General features: G+C 55.3%; 17 protein-coding genes. 16 read left to right on the top strand and 1 reads right to left on the bottom strand.

The annotated features are described in order from the left end of the window. The first annotated feature begins 63 nt into the window (after positions 1-63). From tsf to LT85_RS16880, 15 genes are all read left to right on the top strand, one after another. Positions 64-945, top strand: a complete 882-nt coding sequence (gene tsf, locus LT85_RS16950; RefSeq protein ID WP_038491059.1) for a translation elongation factor Ts — start codon at positions 64-66, stop codon at positions 943-945. 253 nt (positions 946-1,198) lie between these two features. Beyond that, complete coding sequence (pyrH, locus tag LT85_RS16945) at positions 1,199-1,915, top strand: UMP kinase (protein ID WP_038491057.1); 717 nt, start codon at positions 1,199-1,201, stop codon at positions 1,913-1,915. 212 nt (positions 1,916-2,127) lie between these two features. Continuing rightward, positions 2,128-2,688 carry a ribosome recycling factor gene (frr, locus tag LT85_RS16940; RefSeq protein ID WP_038491054.1) on the top strand — a complete coding sequence of 187 codons (561 nt, stop codon included), beginning with the start codon at positions 2,128-2,130 and terminating at the stop codon, positions 2,686-2,688. Between the two features lie 128 nt (positions 2,689-2,816). Beyond that, positions 2,817-3,599: a polyprenyl diphosphate synthase gene (uppS, locus tag LT85_RS16935; RefSeq protein WP_038491051.1), complete on the top strand. Its 783-nt coding sequence runs from the start codon at positions 2,817-2,819 to the stop codon at positions 3,597-3,599. Continuing rightward, complete coding sequence (locus tag LT85_RS16930) at positions 3,599-4,423, top strand: phosphatidate cytidylyltransferase (RefSeq protein ID WP_038491049.1); 825 nt, start codon at positions 3,599-3,601, stop codon at positions 4,421-4,423. Before uppS ends, LT85_RS16930 begins: the two co-directional genes overlap by 1 nt. Positions 4,424-4,430: 7 nt before the next feature. Then, positions 4,431-5,600 carry a 1-deoxy-D-xylulose-5-phosphate reductoisomerase gene (gene ispC, locus LT85_RS16925; protein WP_038491047.1) on the top strand — a complete coding sequence of 390 codons (1,170 nt, stop codon included), beginning with the start codon at positions 4,431-4,433 and terminating at the stop codon, positions 5,598-5,600. Positions 5,601-5,638: 38 nt separating this feature from the next. Further along, positions 5,639-7,006, top strand: a complete 1,368-nt coding sequence (gene rseP, locus LT85_RS16920) for an RIP metalloprotease RseP (RefSeq protein WP_038491044.1) — start codon at positions 5,639-5,641, stop codon at positions 7,004-7,006. Positions 7,007-7,076: 70 nt separating this feature from the next. Further along, on the top strand, positions 7,077-9,473 hold the full coding sequence (gene bamA, locus LT85_RS16915; protein ID WP_038491042.1) for an outer membrane protein assembly factor BamA: 2,397 nt from the start codon (positions 7,077-7,079) through the stop codon (positions 9,471-9,473). Positions 9,474-9,556: 83 nt separating this feature from the next. Beyond that, entirely contained in the window at positions 9,557-10,090 is a 534-nt protein-coding gene (locus LT85_RS16910) for an OmpH family outer membrane protein (protein ID WP_038491039.1), read from the top strand. Between the two features lie 21 nt (positions 10,091-10,111). After that, complete coding sequence (gene lpxD, locus LT85_RS16905; RefSeq protein WP_038491037.1) at positions 10,112-11,179, top strand: UDP-3-O-(3-hydroxymyristoyl)glucosamine N-acyltransferase; 1,068 nt, start codon at positions 10,112-10,114, stop codon at positions 11,177-11,179. Beyond that, positions 11,172-11,666 carry a 3-hydroxyacyl-ACP dehydratase FabZ gene (fabZ, locus tag LT85_RS16900; protein WP_038491032.1) on the top strand — a complete coding sequence of 165 codons (495 nt, stop codon included), beginning with the start codon at positions 11,172-11,174 and terminating at the stop codon, positions 11,664-11,666. Before lpxD ends, fabZ begins: the two co-directional genes overlap by 8 nt. A gap of 4 nt (positions 11,667-11,670) precedes the next feature. Next, on the top strand, positions 11,671-12,459 hold the full coding sequence (gene lpxA, locus LT85_RS16895; protein ID WP_038491029.1) for an acyl-ACP--UDP-N-acetylglucosamine O-acyltransferase: 789 nt from the start codon (positions 11,671-11,673) through the stop codon (positions 12,457-12,459). A gap of 1 nt (position 12,460) precedes the next feature. Continuing rightward, positions 12,461-13,654: a lipid-A-disaccharide synthase gene (lpxB, locus tag LT85_RS16890; protein ID WP_038491026.1), complete on the top strand. Its 1,194-nt coding sequence runs from the start codon at positions 12,461-12,463 to the stop codon at positions 13,652-13,654. 29 nt (positions 13,655-13,683) lie between these two features. Next, positions 13,684-14,313 carry a ribonuclease HII gene (gene rnhB / locus LT85_RS16885; protein ID WP_038496606.1) on the top strand — a complete coding sequence of 210 codons (630 nt, stop codon included), beginning with the start codon at positions 13,684-13,686 and terminating at the stop codon, positions 14,311-14,313. A 5-nt stretch (positions 14,314-14,318) separates the two neighbouring features. Next, the gene (locus LT85_RS16880) at positions 14,319-15,101 is read left to right on the top strand and encodes a TrmH family RNA methyltransferase (protein WP_038496603.1); all 783 of its coding nucleotides are present in this window, start codon (positions 14,319-14,321) and stop codon (positions 15,099-15,101) included. Between the two features lie 146 nt (positions 15,102-15,247). Here LT85_RS16880 and ppsR read toward each other — a convergent pair whose 3' ends face one another. Next, positions 15,248-16,096 carry a posphoenolpyruvate synthetase regulatory kinase/phosphorylase PpsR gene (gene ppsR / locus LT85_RS16875; RefSeq protein ID WP_038491023.1) on the bottom strand — a complete coding sequence of 283 codons (849 nt, stop codon included), beginning with the start codon at positions 16,094-16,096 and terminating at the stop codon, positions 15,248-15,250. Between the two features lie 343 nt (positions 16,097-16,439). On the opposite strand from ppsR, the gene ppsA reads away from it, so the two are divergent. Continuing rightward, positions 16,440-18,797, top strand: a complete 2,358-nt coding sequence (gene ppsA, locus LT85_RS16870) for a phosphoenolpyruvate synthase (RefSeq protein WP_038496600.1) — start codon at positions 16,440-16,442, stop codon at positions 18,795-18,797. Positions 18,798-18,883 lie beyond the last annotated feature (86 nt).

Raw genomic sequence — 18,883 nt, 5'->3', positions numbered from 1 at the left:
CGCTGGGCGCACTGCAAGGCAGTGACCGGATCGGTGAACCAGGCCAAGAGCTAGGAGAATAGTATGGCGGCAATTACAGCAGCAATGGTAGGCGAACTGCGCGCAAAGACTGATGCGCCAATGATGGAATGCAAGAAGGCGTTGACCGAAGCCAGCGGCGACATGGACAAAGCGGAAGAAATCCTGCGCGTCAAACTGGGCGGCAAGGCTTCCAAGGCTGCTTCCCGCGTGACAGCTGAAGGCGTTGTTGCAGCATACATCGCCGGCGGCGTTGGCGCCCTGGTGGAAGTCAACTGCGAAACCGACTTCGTCACCAAGAACGACGCTTTCCTGGCCTTGGCTAATGATTGCGCCAAACTGGTTGCGGAAAAGAATCCGGCTGATGTTGCTGCCTTGTCGGCTCTGCCGCTGGGCGACAGCACTGTTGATGCAACCCGCGCTGCGTTGATCGGTCTGATCGGCGAAAACATGTCGATCCGTCGTTTCACCCGTTTTGATACTACTGCCAAGCTGGTTTCCTACCTGCACGGCACACGTATTGGCGTGATGGTTGAATTTGACGGCGCTGACGACCAAGTCGGTAAAGACGTGGCGATGCACATCGCTGCGATGAAGCCGGTTTCCCTGTCTGCGGATCAGGTGCCAGCAGAACTGATCGAAAAAGAGCGTTCGGTAGCGACGTTGAAGGCGGCCGAATCCGGCAAGCCTGCCGATATCGCTGCCAAGATGATCGACGGTTCCGTGCAGAAATTCCTGAAGGAAGTTTCCTTGCTGAACCAGACTTTCGTCAAGAACGACAAGCAAACTGTTGAACAAATGCTGAAGGCAACCAATTCCAGCGTCAAATCGTTCACCATGTTTGTGGTTGGTGAAGGCATCGAGAAGAAGCAGGATGACTTCGCTGCAGAAGTTGCAGCGATGACTGCTGCGGCCAAGCAGGCGTAAGCAAGAATACGGGCCGAAAGGCCCGTTTTTTTGGCTCTGAGGAATTTTCTTCCCAGACCATGGACTAAGGATTGCCTTGCTGGACCCCCGCTCCCCAAACGGAGCGGGGAAACACAGGAAACGGCTCCGGGTAGTCTAAAAAAGAGCCTGATAGTAGATTTTGCTGCAGTTTGGCCTGACAATGGCGCTGCAGTGCTTCAGCTAGGCGTGACCATACACAATATCAATCGGAAAGCCACAAGGGGCCCAGACCATGACAAAACCAGCTTACAAGCGTGTTCTCCTGAAACTCTCCGGTGAAGCCCTGATGGGCGATGACGCCTATGGCATCAATCGGGCAACTATCGAACGCATGGTGGCAGACGTCGCCGAAGTGGCCAAATTAGGCGTAGAACTAGCGATTGTCATCGGCGGCGGCAACATTTTCCGCGGTGTGGCGCCAGGCGCGCAGGGCATGGACCGCGCTACTGCGGATTACATGGGAATGCTGGCGACGGTGATGAACTCCCTGGCGCTGGCAGATGCCATGCGTCAGATCGGCCTCACTGCACGCGTGATGTCGGCCATCAGCATCGAACAGGTAGTAGAACCATATGTGCGTCCTAAGGCGTTGCAATACCTGGAAGAAGACAAGGTTGTCATTTTTGCAGCAGGTACCGGCAATCCGTTTTTCACCACCGATACTGCAGCGGCATTGCGCGGTTCGGAGATTGGCGCGGAAATCGTCTTGAAGGCGACCAAGGTCGATGGCGTCTACAGCGCAGATCCAAACAAGGATCCAACTGCAACCCGTTATTCGCATATCACGTTTGACGAAGCCATCACCAAGCACCTGCAAGTCATGGATGCCACTGCATTTGCGCTGTGCCGTGACCAGAAGTTGCCAATCAAGGTGTTTTCGATCATCAAGCCGGGTGCGCTCAAGCGCGTCATCCTGGGTGAAGATGAAGGTACCTTGGTTCACGTATAAAATATTTGCGTAATCCGTAGTGTTTACTTTGAAAATATTGTTTAGTTAATAAAGAAAGGGGGGAGTTCTGCAAACCGTAGCGAGTGATTCACTGTTTGGTCGAGAAGCGCAGCTGTACTTTAAAGTACCGTGAGCATCGCAGACCGGACAGTGGGCCGCGCAGTAGGTTTGTAGAGCTCCCCCGATAACTCGTTTTAGAAGAGGAGAGCAGCATGAGTATTGCTGACGTGAAGAAGAACACTGATGAAAGAATGAAAAAGTCGATCGAGACTTTACGCGCCGATCTAGCCAAGGTACGCACCGGCCGTGCTCATACCGGCATTCTCGACCATATCATGGTCGATTATTATGGCAGCCCTGCCAATTTGAGCCAGGTTGCCAACGTGACTTTGATCGATGCGCGTACCATCGGTGTACAGCCGTTCGAAAAGAAAATGATTGCAGTGGTTGAAAAGGCGATCCGCGAATCCGATCTGGGCCTGAATCCATCGACCCAGGGCGAACTGGTCCGGGTGCCGACGCCGGCACTGACGGAAGAGCGCCGCAAGGAAATGGTCAAGCTGGTCAAGGGTGAAGCTGAGGATGCTAAAATTGCAATCCGCAACATCCGCCGCGATGCCAATGAGAGCTTCAAGAAGCTGGTCAAGGACAAGGAATGTTCGGAAGACGACGAGCGCCGTGCGCAGGATGACATCCAGAAGCTGACTGACAAATTCGTTGCAGAAATTGACAAGCAAGTGGTCGACAAAGAAAAAGAGATCCTGACAGTTTAACTTTTTGCGGGACAGTGCTTGATCGCCGCCAGGACTACCCTGGCGGCGATTTGCTCTATACGAGCGGCCCTTTCCCCGGTTGACTAGAGATGCTGCCTTTTATCTCTATTTTTCTCATTTCATTATTTATGGCCCATTCAAGTTCCACGCAATCGCTGCCAGCCAGCCCAACCGTACCGCGGCACGTCGCCATTATCATGGACGGCAATGGCCGCTGGGCTACCAGCCGCTTTTTACCGCGCGTTGCCGGTCACGGCAAAGGCGTTGAAGCAGTGCGGGCGGCAGTTGAAGCCTGTGCCACGCGTGGCGTCGAATACCTGACGCTGTTCGCCTTCAGTTCAGAGAACTGGCGCAGGCCTGCCGACGAAGTCTCATTGCTGATGCGTTTGTTCATGGTGGCGCTGGAGCGCGAAGTCGGCAAGATGCACGCCAATGGCATCCGCCTGAAGGTAGTTGGCGATCTGAGCCGCTTTGACGACAAATTGCAGCAGATGATTGATAACGCCGAGCGTAAAACCGCTGGCAACACGGCCATGACGGTCACAATCTGCGCCAACTATGGCGGTCGCTGGGACGTAATGCAGGCAGTGCAAAAGATGCTGGCAGCGCGCGCCGCAAGCGGTACTTCTGCAACCACAGGACAAGAAGCGGGCGAGTTTTCCGAAGGCGAACTGGCGCAGTACTTGGCGATGGCCTATGCGCCGGAGCCTGACCTGTTCATCCGCACTGGCGGCGAGCAGCGCATTTCCAATTTCCTGCTTTGGCAACTGGCCTACAGCGAACTTTACTTCACAGATACCTACTGGCCTGATTTCGGCGCAGATGAGCTGGATAAGGCGATTGCTTCTTATCAGCAGCGGGAGCGGCGTTTCGGACGCACCAGCGCGCAACTGCTTGAACAGGCTTCCTGATGTTAAGAACTCGTGTTATCACGGCCTTATTGTTGTTGGCAGTTTTGCTGCCAATTTTGTATTTCAATTATTTTCCAGCGTTCGCCGTAGTCTCGGGGCTGTTTTTCGCCGCCGCGATCTGGGAGAGCGCCAGGATATTCGGTGGCTCCGCTAAGGTTGCCTTGGGTTGGGGGCTGGCGGCGCTGGTGTTGTTTGCGACAGTGATGTATTTTGATGGCGGCCCGAATATACGGCTGCTGTTCACACTGTGCGTGGCGATCTGGTGCTTCCGTTTTGTGCCGTCCCTGGCGCTTGGGCTGCCGTCCTTGCCTAGCCTTGGCAACCGCTTGATTGCAGCGACCTACGCTATCGCCATTTTCGGCTGTTTCCTGGCGATTGTTGTATTGTTTCATTATTCGCCTTTGTATCTGTTGTCGGTACTGGTGATCGTCTGGGCCGCCGATATCGGGGCTTATTTTTCTGGCAAGGCCTTTGGCCGCCACAAGCTTGCGCCGTCCATATCTCCCGGAAAATCCTGGGAAGGCGCGATCGGCGGCTGGATCCTCGTGCTGCTGATGACAGCCGGTTTTAGCCTGACGCCAGCGTTGGCGAATACCTTTCCAATGCGCCTGCTTGCAACCTGGGGCTGGGCCGGATTGCTGGCAGTCATGACGGTCATTGTGGCCGCCAGCGTCGCCGGTGATTTGTTCGAATCGATGCTCAAGCGCCGTGCCGGCATCAAGGACAGCAGCAATCTGCTGCCTGGTCATGGCGGTGTGCTGGATCGCGTCGATGCGCTGATCCCAGTGCTGCCGTTGGCTGCTCTATTGAGTTTCTGGTTTTAGGTCGGGTATGCAAAATATTACTATTCTCGGCTCCACCGGTTCGATCGGTGTGTCGACGCTGGATGTACTGGCGCGCCATCCCGAACGCTATTCGGTGTATGCCTTGACCGCCCACAGCCGCGTGGAGCAGTTGGCGGAACAATGTCTGAAATTCATGCCTAAGGTCGCTGTGGTCGGCAGCGCGGCAGCGGCACAGCAGCTGAGTCGCTTATTGCATGCAGAGGCCCCGCATATCGAGGTGCTGTATGGTGCTGCTGCCTTGTGTCAGGTCGCTAGCGCTGACGCGTGCGATGCGGTGATGGCGGCAATCGTTGGCGCTGCGGGCCTCGAATCGACATTGGCTGCAGCCAAGGCCGGCAAAAAGGTACTGTTGGCGAACAAGGAAGCGTTGGTCATGTCAGGCCAGTTGTTCATTGACGCCATTAAGCACAGCGGCGCTGTCTTGCTGCCAATTGATAGCGAGCATAATGCGATTTTCCAGTGTCTGCCGCATAATTATCAGCGCCAGCCGTCCGCGCTTGGGGTGGAAAAAATCCTGTTGACTGCGTCCGGTGGCCCGTTCCTGACCCGGGCGGTGGATACCTTGGACACAGTAACGCCGGCAGAAGCGGTCGCCCATCCGAAATGGGTCATGGGCCGCAAGATTTCGGTCGATTCCGCCACCATGATGAACAAGGGGCTGGAAGTGATTGAGGCGCACTGGCTGTTCGGCGCCTCGGCCAGCCAGATCGAAGTGCTGATCCATCCGCAAAGCGTGATTCATTCGATGGTTTCTTATGTCGATGGCTCGGTGCTGGCGCAATTGGGCAATCCCGATATGCGGACCCCGATCGCTCACGCGTTGGCCTATCCGGAGCGGATCGCGTCCGGCGTCGGCCCGCTCGATCTGGCCATGATCGGGCAATTGCAGTTCGGCAAGCCTGACCTGCAACGTTTTCCATGCCTTAAACTCGCGTATGATGCATTAGAGGCGGGTGGTTCGGCCGCAACTATATTGAACGCCGCGAACGAAGTCGCGGTCCAAGCTTTCCTGGACGAGAAAATTGGATTTCGCATGATTGATCAGTTGATAGCGCGCACCATGGACAGCCTGCCGCTGTGCGCCGTGACGGATATTGAAATGCTGCTGGAGCAAGACCGGCTGGCGCGCGAGACCGTCGAATCTCTGATTTCCTGATCGTTCTCACCGCTCTCATCGGATAAATACATACGGCAATGGCCTTCCTGCAAACTATCCTCGCATTTGTTGTCGCACTCGGCTCCCTGGTCATCATCCACGAGCTTGGCCACTATTGGGTCGCGCGTTTGTGCGGCGTCAAGGTGCTGCGGTTTTCGGTCGGCATGGGCAAGATTGTCTACTCACGCCGTTTCGGCCCCGACCAGACCGAATGGGCTGTTTCCATCTTGCCATTGGGCGGCTACGTAAAGATGCTGGATGCCCGGGAGCAAGACGTATCGGCCATATCGCCGCAAGACATGAAGCGGGAATTTACCAGCCAGTCAGTGTGGAAACGGATGGCGATTGTTGCTGCCGGTCCTTTGGCGAATTTCCTTCTTGCTATTTTGTTATTTGCAGGTCTCTACAGCTATGGCGAGATGGAGCCGACGCCGCGAGTCCGCGCGGTGGCTGAGCAGACTGCAGCCTATCAGGCCGGTTTGCGCGGCGATGAATTGATTACCGCTGTGAACGGCGAGCCGGTCCAGACCTGGAATGAATTGCGTTGGAAAGTGATACAGGCCGTAGTCGACAAAGCGCCGGTCAAGCTCGACGTGCGGCGTTCTACGACCGGCACGGCAAGCGGCAATTTGCTGGATACCGTTACTTTGCCGATCGATAGCCTGGCTGCCAAGGACTTGGAAGGTGATTATCTCGGCAAGCTGGGCATTAAGCTGGCGCTGGGCAAAGCCGTTCTCGGGCGGGTCCTGCCCGACGGGCCGGCTATGAAGGCTGGTCTGCATGATGGCGACCTGATCACCAGCATCAATGGCGAGCCGGTGGCCGACGGGACGGCCTTGATCGCCAAGGTAAGCGCTTCGCCGGGCAAATTATTAAGTCTTGCTGGATTGCGAAATGGCAATAATTTTACTGTGGATGTCACGCCGGAAGCGCAGTCGTCAAAAAGCGGAACGATTGGCGTGATTAAAGTCGAATTGCCGATGATGCCGGAAATGGTGTTATCCAGCAGCCCGCCGCTGCAAGCGCTTGTCAAAGGTGCAAAACGGACTTGGGACAGTAGCATTCTGACCCTGAAAATGCTGGGTAAAATGATTGTCGGCGAGCTTTCCTGGAAGAATATCACCGGTCCGATCACCATTGCAGACTACGCTGGCAAGACCGCAAGTATCGGCGCTTTCAGCTATTTGAGCTTTATTGCCTTTATCAGCATCAGTCTGGGCGTCATGAATTTGCTCCCCATTCCGGTTCTAGATGGTGGTCTTTTGCTGTATTATTCGCTGGAAGTTTTGACCGGACGCCCCATTCCTGAACGGGTTGGTGCAATTGCACAACGCGCTGGCATCGGTATTTTGATGACGTTGATGATGGTCGCTATGTTTAACGACATCGTTCGGCTCCTATTTTAAACTCCTTTAAGTTCGGCTCTCTTGTCTGACAATCGTGGCGGACAAGGACATTGATAAAAAACGATCGCTAATGAAATTACATTCCGAGCATTTCCCTTTGTCGATTCTTCCCCGTCGTTTGATTGCTGCCGCCGCCTTTGCCCTGTGTTCGGGCCAAGTGATGGCGGTGCAGCCGTTTGTGGTCAAGGATATTCGCATAGAAGGTATTCAACGCACCGAGGCAGGCACTGTGTTCAGCTACCTGCCAGTGCGCGTCGGCGAAACCTTCACCGATGAAAAAGGTACCGACGCGATCAAGGCTTTGTACGCCACCGGCTTTTTCAAGGATGTCCGGATCGAAGCTGAAGGCAATGTGCTGGTGGTGATGGTGGAAGAGCGGCCGTCGATTGCCGGCGTCGACTTTTCCGGTATCAAGGAATTCGATAAAGACCAGCTGACCAAGGCGCTGAAAGAAATCGGCGTTGGCGAATCGCGTATTTTCGACAAGGCCCAGGTTGACCGCGCTGAGCAGGAACTGAAGAAACAGTACCTGTCGCGTGGACTGTATGGCATGAAAGTGACGACCACTGTCACGCCTATCGAACGCAATCGCGTCAATGTCACGTTTGCAGTGGATGAGGGTGAAGTCTCGCGGATCAAGGAAATCCGCTTTGTCGGCAATAAGGCATTTTCCGACGGCGATCTGCGCGACCAGATCAAGCTGCGTTCGCCAGGCTGGTTCACCTGGTACACCAAGGCCGACCAGTATGCAAAAGAAAAACTGCAGGCCGATATCGAAACCCTGCGCTCGTATTATCTGAATCGCGGTTATATCGAGATGCAGGTCGAATCGACCCAGGTCTCGATCACACCCGATAAGAAAGATATCTACATCACCGTCAATATCAACGAAGGTGAGAAGTACAAGGTTTCCGACATCAAGATGGAAGGCGAGATGTTTGGCCGTGAAGATGAACTCAAGGCATTGCTGGAGTTGAAAAAAGGCGATGTGTTCAACGGCGAAAAACTCAATAACAGCACCAAGAAGATGTCCGAGCGCCTGGGCAATTTCGGCTATGCGTTCGCCAACGTCAACGCCAATCCGGAACTGAACCGCGAAACCAAGGAAGTGGCATTTACCATCTTGGTTGATCCAGGCAAGCGCGTCTATGTACGCCACATCAACGTCGCCGGCAATACGAAGACTCGCGATGAAGTGGTGCGCCGTGAATTCCGTCAGTTTGAAGATTCCTGGTACGACGGTTCGAAAATCAAGTTGTCGCGTGATCGCGTTGATCGCCTTGGCTATTTCAAGGATGTCGCCATTGAAACGCCGGAAGTGCCAAACACCTCCGACCAGGTCGACATTAACATGTCGGTCACTGAAAAGCCTACCGGTAATATCCAGGTCGGCGCCGGTTTCTCGCAGACAGATAAACTGAGCCTGTCCGGTTCGATCCAGCAGCAGAATGCTTTCGGTAGCGGCAACACCATTGGTCTCGATATCAATACCAGCAGCTACTCGCGGGTGATCGCGCTGTCCCAGACCAATCCTTACTTTACCGACGACGGTATCAGTCGTACCTATGACCTGTACTATCGTACTGTGCGTCCGTCACCGTACACGACTGGTGACTACAAGGTGCGAACCATCGGTAGCGACATCAAGTTCGGCGTACCGTTTTCTGAGCTGGATACGGTATTTTTCGGCGTAGGCGTGGAGAACACCAACGTTCAGGCCGACGCGTCTAGCCCATTGCTGTATCAGCAGTATGTCAGCGATTTCGGTAACGGCGTCCTGGTGCCAAGCGGCCAGACCCTGCCTAACGGCGCCAGCTATAACATTTTGCAAAATCCGGCGACGGCAACTACCAACAGTTTCCCGCTAACCGCAGCCTGGCAGCGCGATAGCCGCGACAGCGCACTGGTGCCTACCAAGGGACGTTACCAGCGTGCCAGCCTTGAAGTATCTGCCGTTGGTACCTTGCGCTACTATCGCGCAAGCTATCAGCACCAGTACTTCCAGCCATTCTGGGGCAATGCGGCAACGCTGGCCTTGAACGGTGAAATCGACTATGGCCGCGGTATCGGCGGCAAGCCGTATCCTGTGTTCAAAAACTACTACGCGGGTGGCATCGGCACCGTGCGCGGCTTTGAGGGTTCGACCCTGGGCGTTGGCACCAACGTCGACCAGTACGGCGACTCGATGGGTGGCGCCTCGCGCTTGTTTGGCAACATGGAATTGCAATTCCCGTTCCCAGGCTCCGGCAGTGACCGCACCTTGCGCTGGTTTACCTTCCTGGACGGTGGCCAGGTTTATGCAGACAAGGCGCCGATGCAGTTGAGCGAGTTGCGTTACTCTACCGGTCTGGGTTTGAGCTGGGTGTCGCCTATCGGTCCTTTGAAGATCAGTTACGGCCATCCTTTGAACGCCAAGCCGACCGACAAGACCCAGTCATTCCAGTTCCAGTTGGGTACAGGCTTCTAAGCTCGCTGGGGTTTGCTCCGTGCAGATTCCGGCAAGAGTGGCATAATGTGCAAGTTGTATCATTTGAACTACGGAGAATAGTGTTGAAATCTCTAATTAAATCATTTACGTCATCAACATCGGCCAGTGTATTGGCGGTGTGCTTTTTGTCGGCATTGTCGGTAGCGCAGGCGCATGCGGATGAAGGCTCGAAAATAGCATTCGTCAGCAGCGAACGCATTTTGCGCGAAGCTAATCCGGCCAAGGCGGCGCAAGTCAAGATTGAAGCCGAGTTTTCCAAGCGCGACAAGGATCTGCAGGATCAAGCTGCGACCTTGAAAGCCAAGGCGGATAAGCTGGACAAGGATTCGGCAGTTATTTCTGAATCCGAGCGGGTCAAGCGTCAGCGCGAGCTGAGCGACCTGGACAAGGATTTTCAGCGCAAACAGCGTGAATTCCGTGAAGACTTGAACCAACGCCGCAATGAAGAGCTGGCGATTGTTCTTGAACGTTCCACCAAGGCTATCAAGCAGATTGCCGAAGCGGAGAAATACGATATGGTGTTTCAAGAAGGCGGTGTGTATGTAAGCCCACGTATTGATATCACCGATAAAGTATTGAAAATCCTCAATAAATAAATACATTCTGTTAAGGCCACTATGAGCATTCGGCTAAAAGAATTGGTCGAAAGCTTAGGTGGCCAATTGACAGGCGATGCGGATATCCTGATATCCGGCATTGCTCCATTGAGCGATGCCATTGCGTCGCAGATCACCTTCCTCTCGAATCCGAAATTCCGGCCTCAAGTGTCGCAGACGCAAGCTGCGGCGGTCATCTTGTCTGCGGCTGACGATGCAGCGATTGGCGCTGATTATCACGGTGCGCGCATCGTGGTTGTCAATCCCTATGCCTATTTTGCCAGGGCGGCGCAGCTTTTTGCCGTCAAAAACGCCATTCCTGTGATTCCCGGTATTCATCCAGCCGCCAGCGTCGATGCAACTGCAGTTGTCGCGGCTAGCGCATGCATTGGTCCTAATGTAGTGATCGGCAGCGGTGCAGTGATCGGCGAGCATGTCCGTATAGAGGCAGGTTGCGTGATTGGCGCGGGTGTAAGCATTGGTGCGGAAAGTTGTCTTTATCCCAATGTCACGGTCTATCACGGCTGCGAGATTGGCCGGCGTGCGATCATTCATTCTGGTGTGGTCATTGGCGCCGATGGTTTCGGTTTTGCCAACGATGGTGGGAAATGGGTCAAGATTCCGCAAACCGGCCGGGTCTTGATTGGCGACGACGTTGAAATCGGCGCCAATACCACGATAGATCGTGGCGCTCTGGCGGATACCGTGATTGAAGAAGGGGTCAAGCTGGACAACCAGATCCAGATCGCTCACAACTGCCATATTGGCGCGCATACTGCCATTGCAGCATGTGCAGGGATCGCCGGCAGCGCCAAAATCGGAAAATATTGCTCGATAGGCGGGGCTGCCATGATCCACGGCCACATCACTATCGCCGATCACGTGCATGTCTCAGCGGGGACGCTAGCCTTGCGCTCGATTTCGGAGCCGGGGCAATATACCGGCTTTTATCCGATTGCCAAGCACGGCGACTGGGAAAAATCTGCCGCCCTGGTGCGCAATCTGAATACAATGCGTGAGAAAATCCGGTCTCTGGAAAAATCCGTCAAACAGCTTAACGTACAAGATAGTCAAAAAGATAATGAATAGTCCAAACCAAACGCTAGATATCAATCAGATCAAAACCTACCTGCCGCACCGTTACCCGCTGTTGCTGGTTGATCGCGTATTGAATTGGGAAAGCGGCAAATCGATCACAGCGATCAAGAATGTCACGATCAATGAAGAGTTTTTCAACGGACATTTCCCCAACAAGCCGGTCATGCCGGGCGTGTTGACGATTGAGGCGCTGGCGCAAACCGCTGCGTTGCTGTCGTTTTTGACCGAAGGCCGCAAGCCGGATGAAAATACCGTCGTGTATTTCCTAGGCATCGACAAGGCGCGTTTCCGCCGCCCGGTCGAACCAGGCGACCAGATCAAGCTACAAGTCGAGATTGTGCGCGTGGTGCGCGGCATCTGGAAGTACAAGGCAGTCGCCAGCGTCGATGGCGAGCTCGCAGTCGAAGCCGAATTCATGTGTACTATGCGTGACGCTGTCACTCCAGGCGCCCCGGCAGACGCTAGCCCATCTGCGTGATCCGATGACGCGCATTCATCCAACGGCCGTCATCGATCCCAAGGCGGCCCTCGACAGTTCAGTGGAAGTCGGCGCTTACACGGTCATCGGACCGCATGTCGCGATTGGCGCCAACAGCAAGATCGGCCCGCATGTCGTGATTGAAGGCCACACCACAATTGGTCGCGATAATTCGATTTTCCAGTTCGGTTCGATTGGCGGCGTACCGCAAGACAAGAAATATGCCGGTGAACCGACGAGGCTGGAAATCGGCGACCGCAACACTATCCGCGAATTCGTCACCTTGAATCTCGGTACCGTGCAGGATGGCGGCGTTACGCGTATCGGTGACGATAATTGGGTCATGGCCTATGTACACGTCGCGCATGATTGCCAGATCGGCAGCAATACCACGATCGCGAATAACGCCACGCTGGCCGGACATGTGTATATTGGCGACTGGGTCTTGCTCGGCGGATTTACCACTGTGCACCAGTTTTGCCGTATCGGCGCCCATGCGATGACCGCGTTCACCGCCGCCGTCAGCCAGGATGTTCCTCCATTCGTGACCGCAGCCGGCAATCGTGCCGTACCTGCCGGCATCAATAGCGAAGGTCTGCGCCGTCGCGGTTTTAGCGGCGAGCAGATCATGGCGATCAAGCGTGCTTACCGGACCATTTATCGTTCTGGTTTGCCTTTGGAAGAGGCGATGGCGGCTTTGGCGCTGGAAGAGTCCAAGGTGCCGGATTCTGCTGAATACATCAAGCAGTTGCGTGAATTTATCGCGTCGTCTGCGCGTGGCATTATCCGCTGACATGGCGGATACCAATTCCAACGTAGCTATTGCCATGGTCGCCGGAGAATCCTCCGGCGATTTGCTGGCGAGCCGTCTTTTGTCCGGATTGCGTCCGCATCTGCCTGATGCGCGCATGTATGGCATCGGAGGTCCCAAGATGGCTGAGTATGGTTTTGTCAGCGATTGGCCGATGGAAAAATTGTCGGTCAATGGCTTGTTCGAAGTACTTGCTCACTATCGCGAACTAAAAGGCATCCAGAATTCCCTGCGCGATCGTCTTCTGGCGCAAAAGCCCAATGTCTTTATCGGCGTCGATGCACCCGACTTCAATTTCGGCCTGGAAGAGCAGTTGCGCCGTGGCGGCATCCCTACAGTTCATTTTATCGGTCCGTCGATCTGGGCCTGGCGCGGCGGTCGTATCAAGAAGATCGCGCGTGCAGCCTCGCACATGCTGGTCATTTTCCCGTTCGAAGCCGAGATTTATCGCAAGGCCGGAATACCGGTCACCTATGTCGGCCATCCGTTGGCGCAGGTGATTCCGATGGTACCGGACGTTGCGGCGGCGCGTAGCGCGCTCTGTCTGCCGTCCGACGGCAGGGTAGTGGCTATCATGCCCGGCAGCCGCATGGGCGAGCTCAAGCACAACACCATCGCCTTTGTGCAAGCCGCCAGGATATTGGCGCAACGTGATCCCGGTATGCGCTTCATCGCGCCGATGGCGGGTCAGAAGCAGCGCGCATTCTTTAGCGAGCTGATCACCCAGGCCGGTTTGCAGGACCTGCCGATCCAGATTCTGGATGGCCAGTCGCATACGGCCATGGCCGCCGCCGATGCGGTCCTTGTAGCCTCCGGCACCGCGTCGTTGGAAGTCGCCCTGTATAAAAAGCCCATGGTGATCGCTTATAAAATGATGCGCGCCAGCTGGGAAATCATGCGGCACATGAGTTACCAGCCGTGGATCGGTTTGCCGAATATACTGGCGCGAGAATTCCTTGTGCCCGAGCTGTTGCAGCACAATGCCACGCCGCAGGCGCTGGCGGATGCGCTTTGGAAGCAACTGGATGACCCGGCTCATCAGGCGATGCTGCGCCAGCGCTTTACCGACATGCATCACACTTTGCTGCGCGATACCGCCAGCGAAAGTGCGCAAGCTGTGTTGCAAGTGATTGAACAGCATAAACGTACAGCTGGATTTTCGCCGGCCCGAGCCTGATCTGCCCCTCTATTTTGAATTGCTTTGCCGTGACCTTATCCGATCCCAATCTCTCTCTCTTTTCCTACGACGGCGAAACCATTTGCGGCGTCGATGAAGCCGGTCGCGGTCCTTTGGCGGGCCCGGTATTTGCTGCTGCCGTCATTCTCGATCCGGCGCGGCCGATTACCGGTCTGCGTGATTCCAAGAAGCTCACCGCAGAACGGCGCGAGTTGCTGGCGGAGCAAATTAAAGGCAACGCGCTTGCATGGGCGATTGCCGAATGTTCCGAAGCCGAAATCGATAGCCTCAACATCTTGCAGGCAACGATGCTGGCGATGAAGCGCGCCGTGGAAGGCTTGGCGATGCTGCCGACGTTGGCGCTGATCGACGGTAATCGCTGCCCGGCGCTGAGCATTCGCTCCGAAGCCATCGTCAAGGGCGACGACAAAGTACAGGCCATATCAGCCGCATCGATTTTGGCAAAGACCGCGCGCGACGCCGCGCTGCAAGTGTTGCACGAACAATACCCACACTATGCTTTCGACCAGCACAAAGGTTATCCGACGGCGTTGCACATGGAGCGTTTGCGGCTGCACGGCGTCTCGCCTGTGCACCGTAAGTCGTATGCGCCGGTGAGGGCTTTGTTGGTTGCGGGTTCAGGCACAATGAAAGCATGAGCCAGATGAAAAGCATCACCTCCGACGCCAATCCTTTGTATAAAGAACTGAAGCAGCTTGCTACCAGTGCGCAGGCGCGCCGTAAAGCAGGACGTACCTTGCTGGACGGGATCCATCTGGCGGAAGCGTATCTGCAGCATGCCGGCAAACCGGCCTTATGCGTCGCCAGTGAAACGGCGCTGGGGCATGACGAAGCGGCAGTGCTGATCAGGCAATGCCAGGCCGAGGGTGTTCAATGCATCGTGCTGCCGGACGGGCAGTATCGGGCGCTGAGCCAGGTCGAGCACGGTGTCGGCCTGCTGTTCGTGATTGAAACGCCGAAGACAACTGTTCCGGCGGCACTGACGCAGTCCGCGGTGTTGCTCGACAATCTGCAGGATCCGGGAAATCTGGGCTCCGTCTTGCGCAGTGCCGCTGCTGCCGGCATCAAGCAAATCTATTGTTCGGAAGGTAGTGCATCTGCCTGGTCACCCAAGGTTCTGCGCGCTGGCATGGGCGCGCATTTCATCGTGGATATTTTTGAGGGCGTCGATCTGGCGGCCTTGATCGCGACGGCGCAGATACCGGTGCTGGCCACCAGTTCGTATGCGACGCAAAGCATCTACCAGGCCGATCTCAGCGGATCGCTGGCCTGGCTGTTCGGCCATGAAGGGCAGGGTGTTGCGGAGGATTTGCTGCAGCTGGCAAGCCAGCAAGTAGTGATCCCACATCGCGGTCAGATGGAATCGTTAAACGTCGCTGCTGCGGCGGCGGTCTGTTTCTTTGAGCAATTGCGCCAGACTAAATAGCCTGAATTGTAAAATTCCGAATTGACTCGAAGGTATTGCTTGGCTTGGTCGGTTGGGGACCGAGCCGCCCGGATAGGGTAATTCGTCGCAAAATTCACCTAGGCGACTCTTAAAGCCAACGCCGGCCGCCTCTGTCCCGCAAATCGTCAAAAGGTCCGTATATCCGGCTTGATATCCTGCAAAATCGTCGCCGCAATTTCTTCAATCGATTTGGTGGTCGACGACATCCAGCGAATCCCCTCGCGCCGCATGATTTTTTCCGCTTCATTCACTTCATAACGACAATTCGTCAGCGCAGCGTATTTGCTGCCCGGACGGCGCTCGTTGCGAATTTCCGATAAGCGGTCGGCGGCAATCGTCAGGCCGAAAATCTTTTGCTTGAACGGCAACAGGCCGCTTGGCAATTTATCTCGTTCAAAATCTTCCGGAATCAAAGGGTAGTTCGCTGCCTTGACGCCAAACTGCATCGCCAGGTAGAGGCTGGTTGGAGTTTTACCCGAGCGGGACACGCCCACCAGGATCACATCGGCATCTGCAAGGTTCTTGTGCGATTGGCCGTCATCATGCGCCAGTGAAAAATTAATGGCCTCGATCCGGTTCTTGTATTCGTCAGTGTTGGCGGTGTTGTGGCTGCGGCCGATGGTGTGGGTCGACTTCACGCCCAATTCTTTTTCCAGTGGCTCGACAAACGTCTGGATCAAATCCATATGCATGGCTTTGGCGTGCTGGATCACTTTCGACAGGTCGGCTTTCACCAGCGTCGAAAAAACGATGGGCAGCTTGCCATCCGCAACAAATGCCTCATTAATCTTGCGGGTTGCTTCATACGCCTTGTCCAAAGTATCGATGAAAGGCAGGCGCACCTGTTTGAAGCGCAGCTCGAACTGGGTTAGTACCGAATGGCCGAACGTCTCGGCGGTAATGCCGGTGCCGTCAGAGACAAAGAATACGGTGCGATTGGCAGGGACCAGCGGCGCAGGAGCAGCATCATGCATAATATTGTTGATAATAAAATAAGGGAGGCGAAAGCAGCAACGGCTATAGCCCGGCACGAAACCGGGACTGTATGCGCCATGGTACAGAAACTTTTAACAGAGCAGGCACTCTAGCTTGCAGTATGTAGCTTTCTGCCTTGTACGCCTTTCGGCGCTAAATTGGCATAAAATGGCAGCCAACTGAATATTTAAAGCTACCTGACGAAGAATAACAAAAAGCCAAGGGCGGCGAAGGCAATTGTGAAAATTTCTTATCATCAAACTAGAGGTTGTTATGTCCAATGCAATACAGATGGGTGCTACCCAGGGGGCGGCTTACGTCATCTCCTTTGAAAATCTGCGGATGACGGATGTCGAATCCGTCGGCGGTAAAAACGCATCACTGGGTGAAATGATCAGCCAGCTGGCCGGCGCCGGAGTTCGGGTGCCGGGTGGCTTCGCTACCACTGCGCAGGCATTCCGCGACTTCTTGTCGCATAGTGTCGACGGTGGGCCGGCTTTGGCCGACCGCATTGCCGAACGCCTGGCAACGCTGAATATTGAAGACGTACGGGCCTTGGCGCAAGCCGGTGCCGAGATCCGTCAATGGATCGTGGAAACGCCGTTCCAGCCCCGTCTGGAGCAGGAAATCAACGAGTTTTACAAGCGTCTGGTGGCTGATTCCGCCAGCGAGATGTCGTTTGCCGTGCGTTCTTCGGCGACTGCTGAGGATTTGCCGGATGCGTCATTTGCCGGGCAGCAAGAAACTTTCCTTAACGTGGTCGGCATCGACAACGTGCTGGAAGCGATGAAGCACGTGTTCGCATCCTTGTATAACGACCGCGCTATTTCCTATCGCGTGCACAAGGGTTTCACCCACGCTGAAGTGGCGTTGTCGGCTGGCGTGCAACGCATGGTCCGCTCCGATGTCGGTGCCGCCGGCGTCATGTTCACCCTGGATACCGAATCCGGCTTCAAGGATGTCGTGTTCATCACATCGAGCTATGGCCTGGGCGAAACAGTGGTGCAGGGTGCAGTCAATCCGGACGAATTCTATGTCCACAAGCCAATGCTGGAACAAGGCAAGCTGCCGATCATCCGCCGCAATATCGGCTCCAAGCTGATCAAGATGGAATTCACCGGCGAAGCCAAGGCTGGCCGCTCGGTCAAGACTGTTGATGTGCCAATCGAGTTGCGCAACCGCTATTCCCTGGACGATACCGAAATCGTCGAGCTGGCTAAATACGCCACCATCATCGAGAAGCACTATGAGCGTCCGATGGACATCGAGTGGGGTAAAGACGGCCGTGACGGCAAGTTATACATTTTGCAAGCACGTCCGGAAACAGTGAAGTCGCAGGAAAAATCGAGCGATGCGCAGCAGCGTTTCAAACTCAAGGGTATCGGCAATGTGTTGACGCACGGCCGCGCCATTGGTCAGAAAATCGGCGCCGGCCCGGTACGTGTTATTCACGATGCATCCGAAATGGAAAGAGTGCAGCCAGGCGACGTGCTGGTAGCCGATATGACCGATCCTAATTGGGAACCGGTGATGAAGCGGGCTTCGGCGATTGTCACCAACCGTGGCGGCCGTACTTGCCACGCTGCGATTATTGCGCGTGAACTTGGTGTGCCGGCAGTGGTCGGTTGCGGCGACGCGACTGATGTCCTGAAAGACGGCACGCTGGTGACTGTATCTTGCGCTGAAGGCGACGAAGGCAAGATTTACGATGGCCTGCTGGAAACCGAAGTCTCCGAAGTGGCTCGCGGTGAATTACCTGCGTTGCCGCTGAAAATCATGATGAACGTCGGTAACCCGCAACTGGCTTTCGATTTCCAGTCGATTCCAAACGGCGGCGTTGGTCTGGCGCGTCTGGAGTTTATTATCAATAACAATATTGGTGTGCACCCCCGTGCGATCCTGGAATACCCGAACATCGACGCCGACCTGAAGAAGGCGGTCGAGTCGGTCGCCCGCGGCCATGCGTCGCCGAAGGCATTCTATGTCGACAAGCTGGCTGAAGGGATTGCGACCATCGCCGCTGCGTTCTGGCCGAAAAAAGTCATCGTGCGTTTGTCTGACTTCAAGTCGAACGAATACAAGAAGCTGATCGGCGGTTCGCGCTACGAGCCGGATGAAGAAAATCCGATGCTCGGTTTCCGTGGCGCAGCGCGTTACCTGGCCAGCGATTTCGCCGAGGCATTCGAAATGGAATGCCAGGCCATGAAGCGGGTGCGTAACGACATGGGGTTGACCAACGTCGAGATCATGGTGCCTTTCGTGCGCACGCTGGGGCAAGCGGAGAAGGTCATCGGTTTGTTGGGCAAGAACGGCCTGGTGCGCGGCGAGAACGGCTTGCGCGTAATCATGATGTGCGAAGTGCCATCGAATGCGATCTTGGCCGAGCAGTTCCTGGAGTTCTTCGACGGTTTCTCGATCGGCTCCAACGATCTGACTCAGTTGACTCTGGGACTGGACCGTGATTCCGGCATGGAATTGCTGGCAGCCGATTTCGACGAACGCGATCCGGCTATCCTGGCGTTGCTGGAAAAAGTCATCGCCACCTGTATCGCCAAGGGCAAGTACGTCGGCATTTGCGGTCAGGGCCCTTCGGACCATCCGGATTTTGCCGAATGGCTGATGAAGCAGGGGATTGAATCGATTTCCCTGAATCCTGACTCGGTGATCGATACTTGGCAGAAGCTGGCGGCAGCGCAATAAATCCTGCGTCGGTTGTACGCAGCTTCTTGCTGTTGCAACCTGAATAGAAAATCCTCCCTGCTTGACTTCAAGCAGGGAGGATTTTT

Source organism: Collimonas arenae, assembly GCF_000786695.1.
Taxonomy (GTDB): domain Bacteria; phylum Pseudomonadota; class Gammaproteobacteria; order Burkholderiales; family Burkholderiaceae_D; genus Collimonas; species Collimonas arenae_A.
This window is presented reverse-complemented; position numbering and strand designations above follow the sequence as displayed.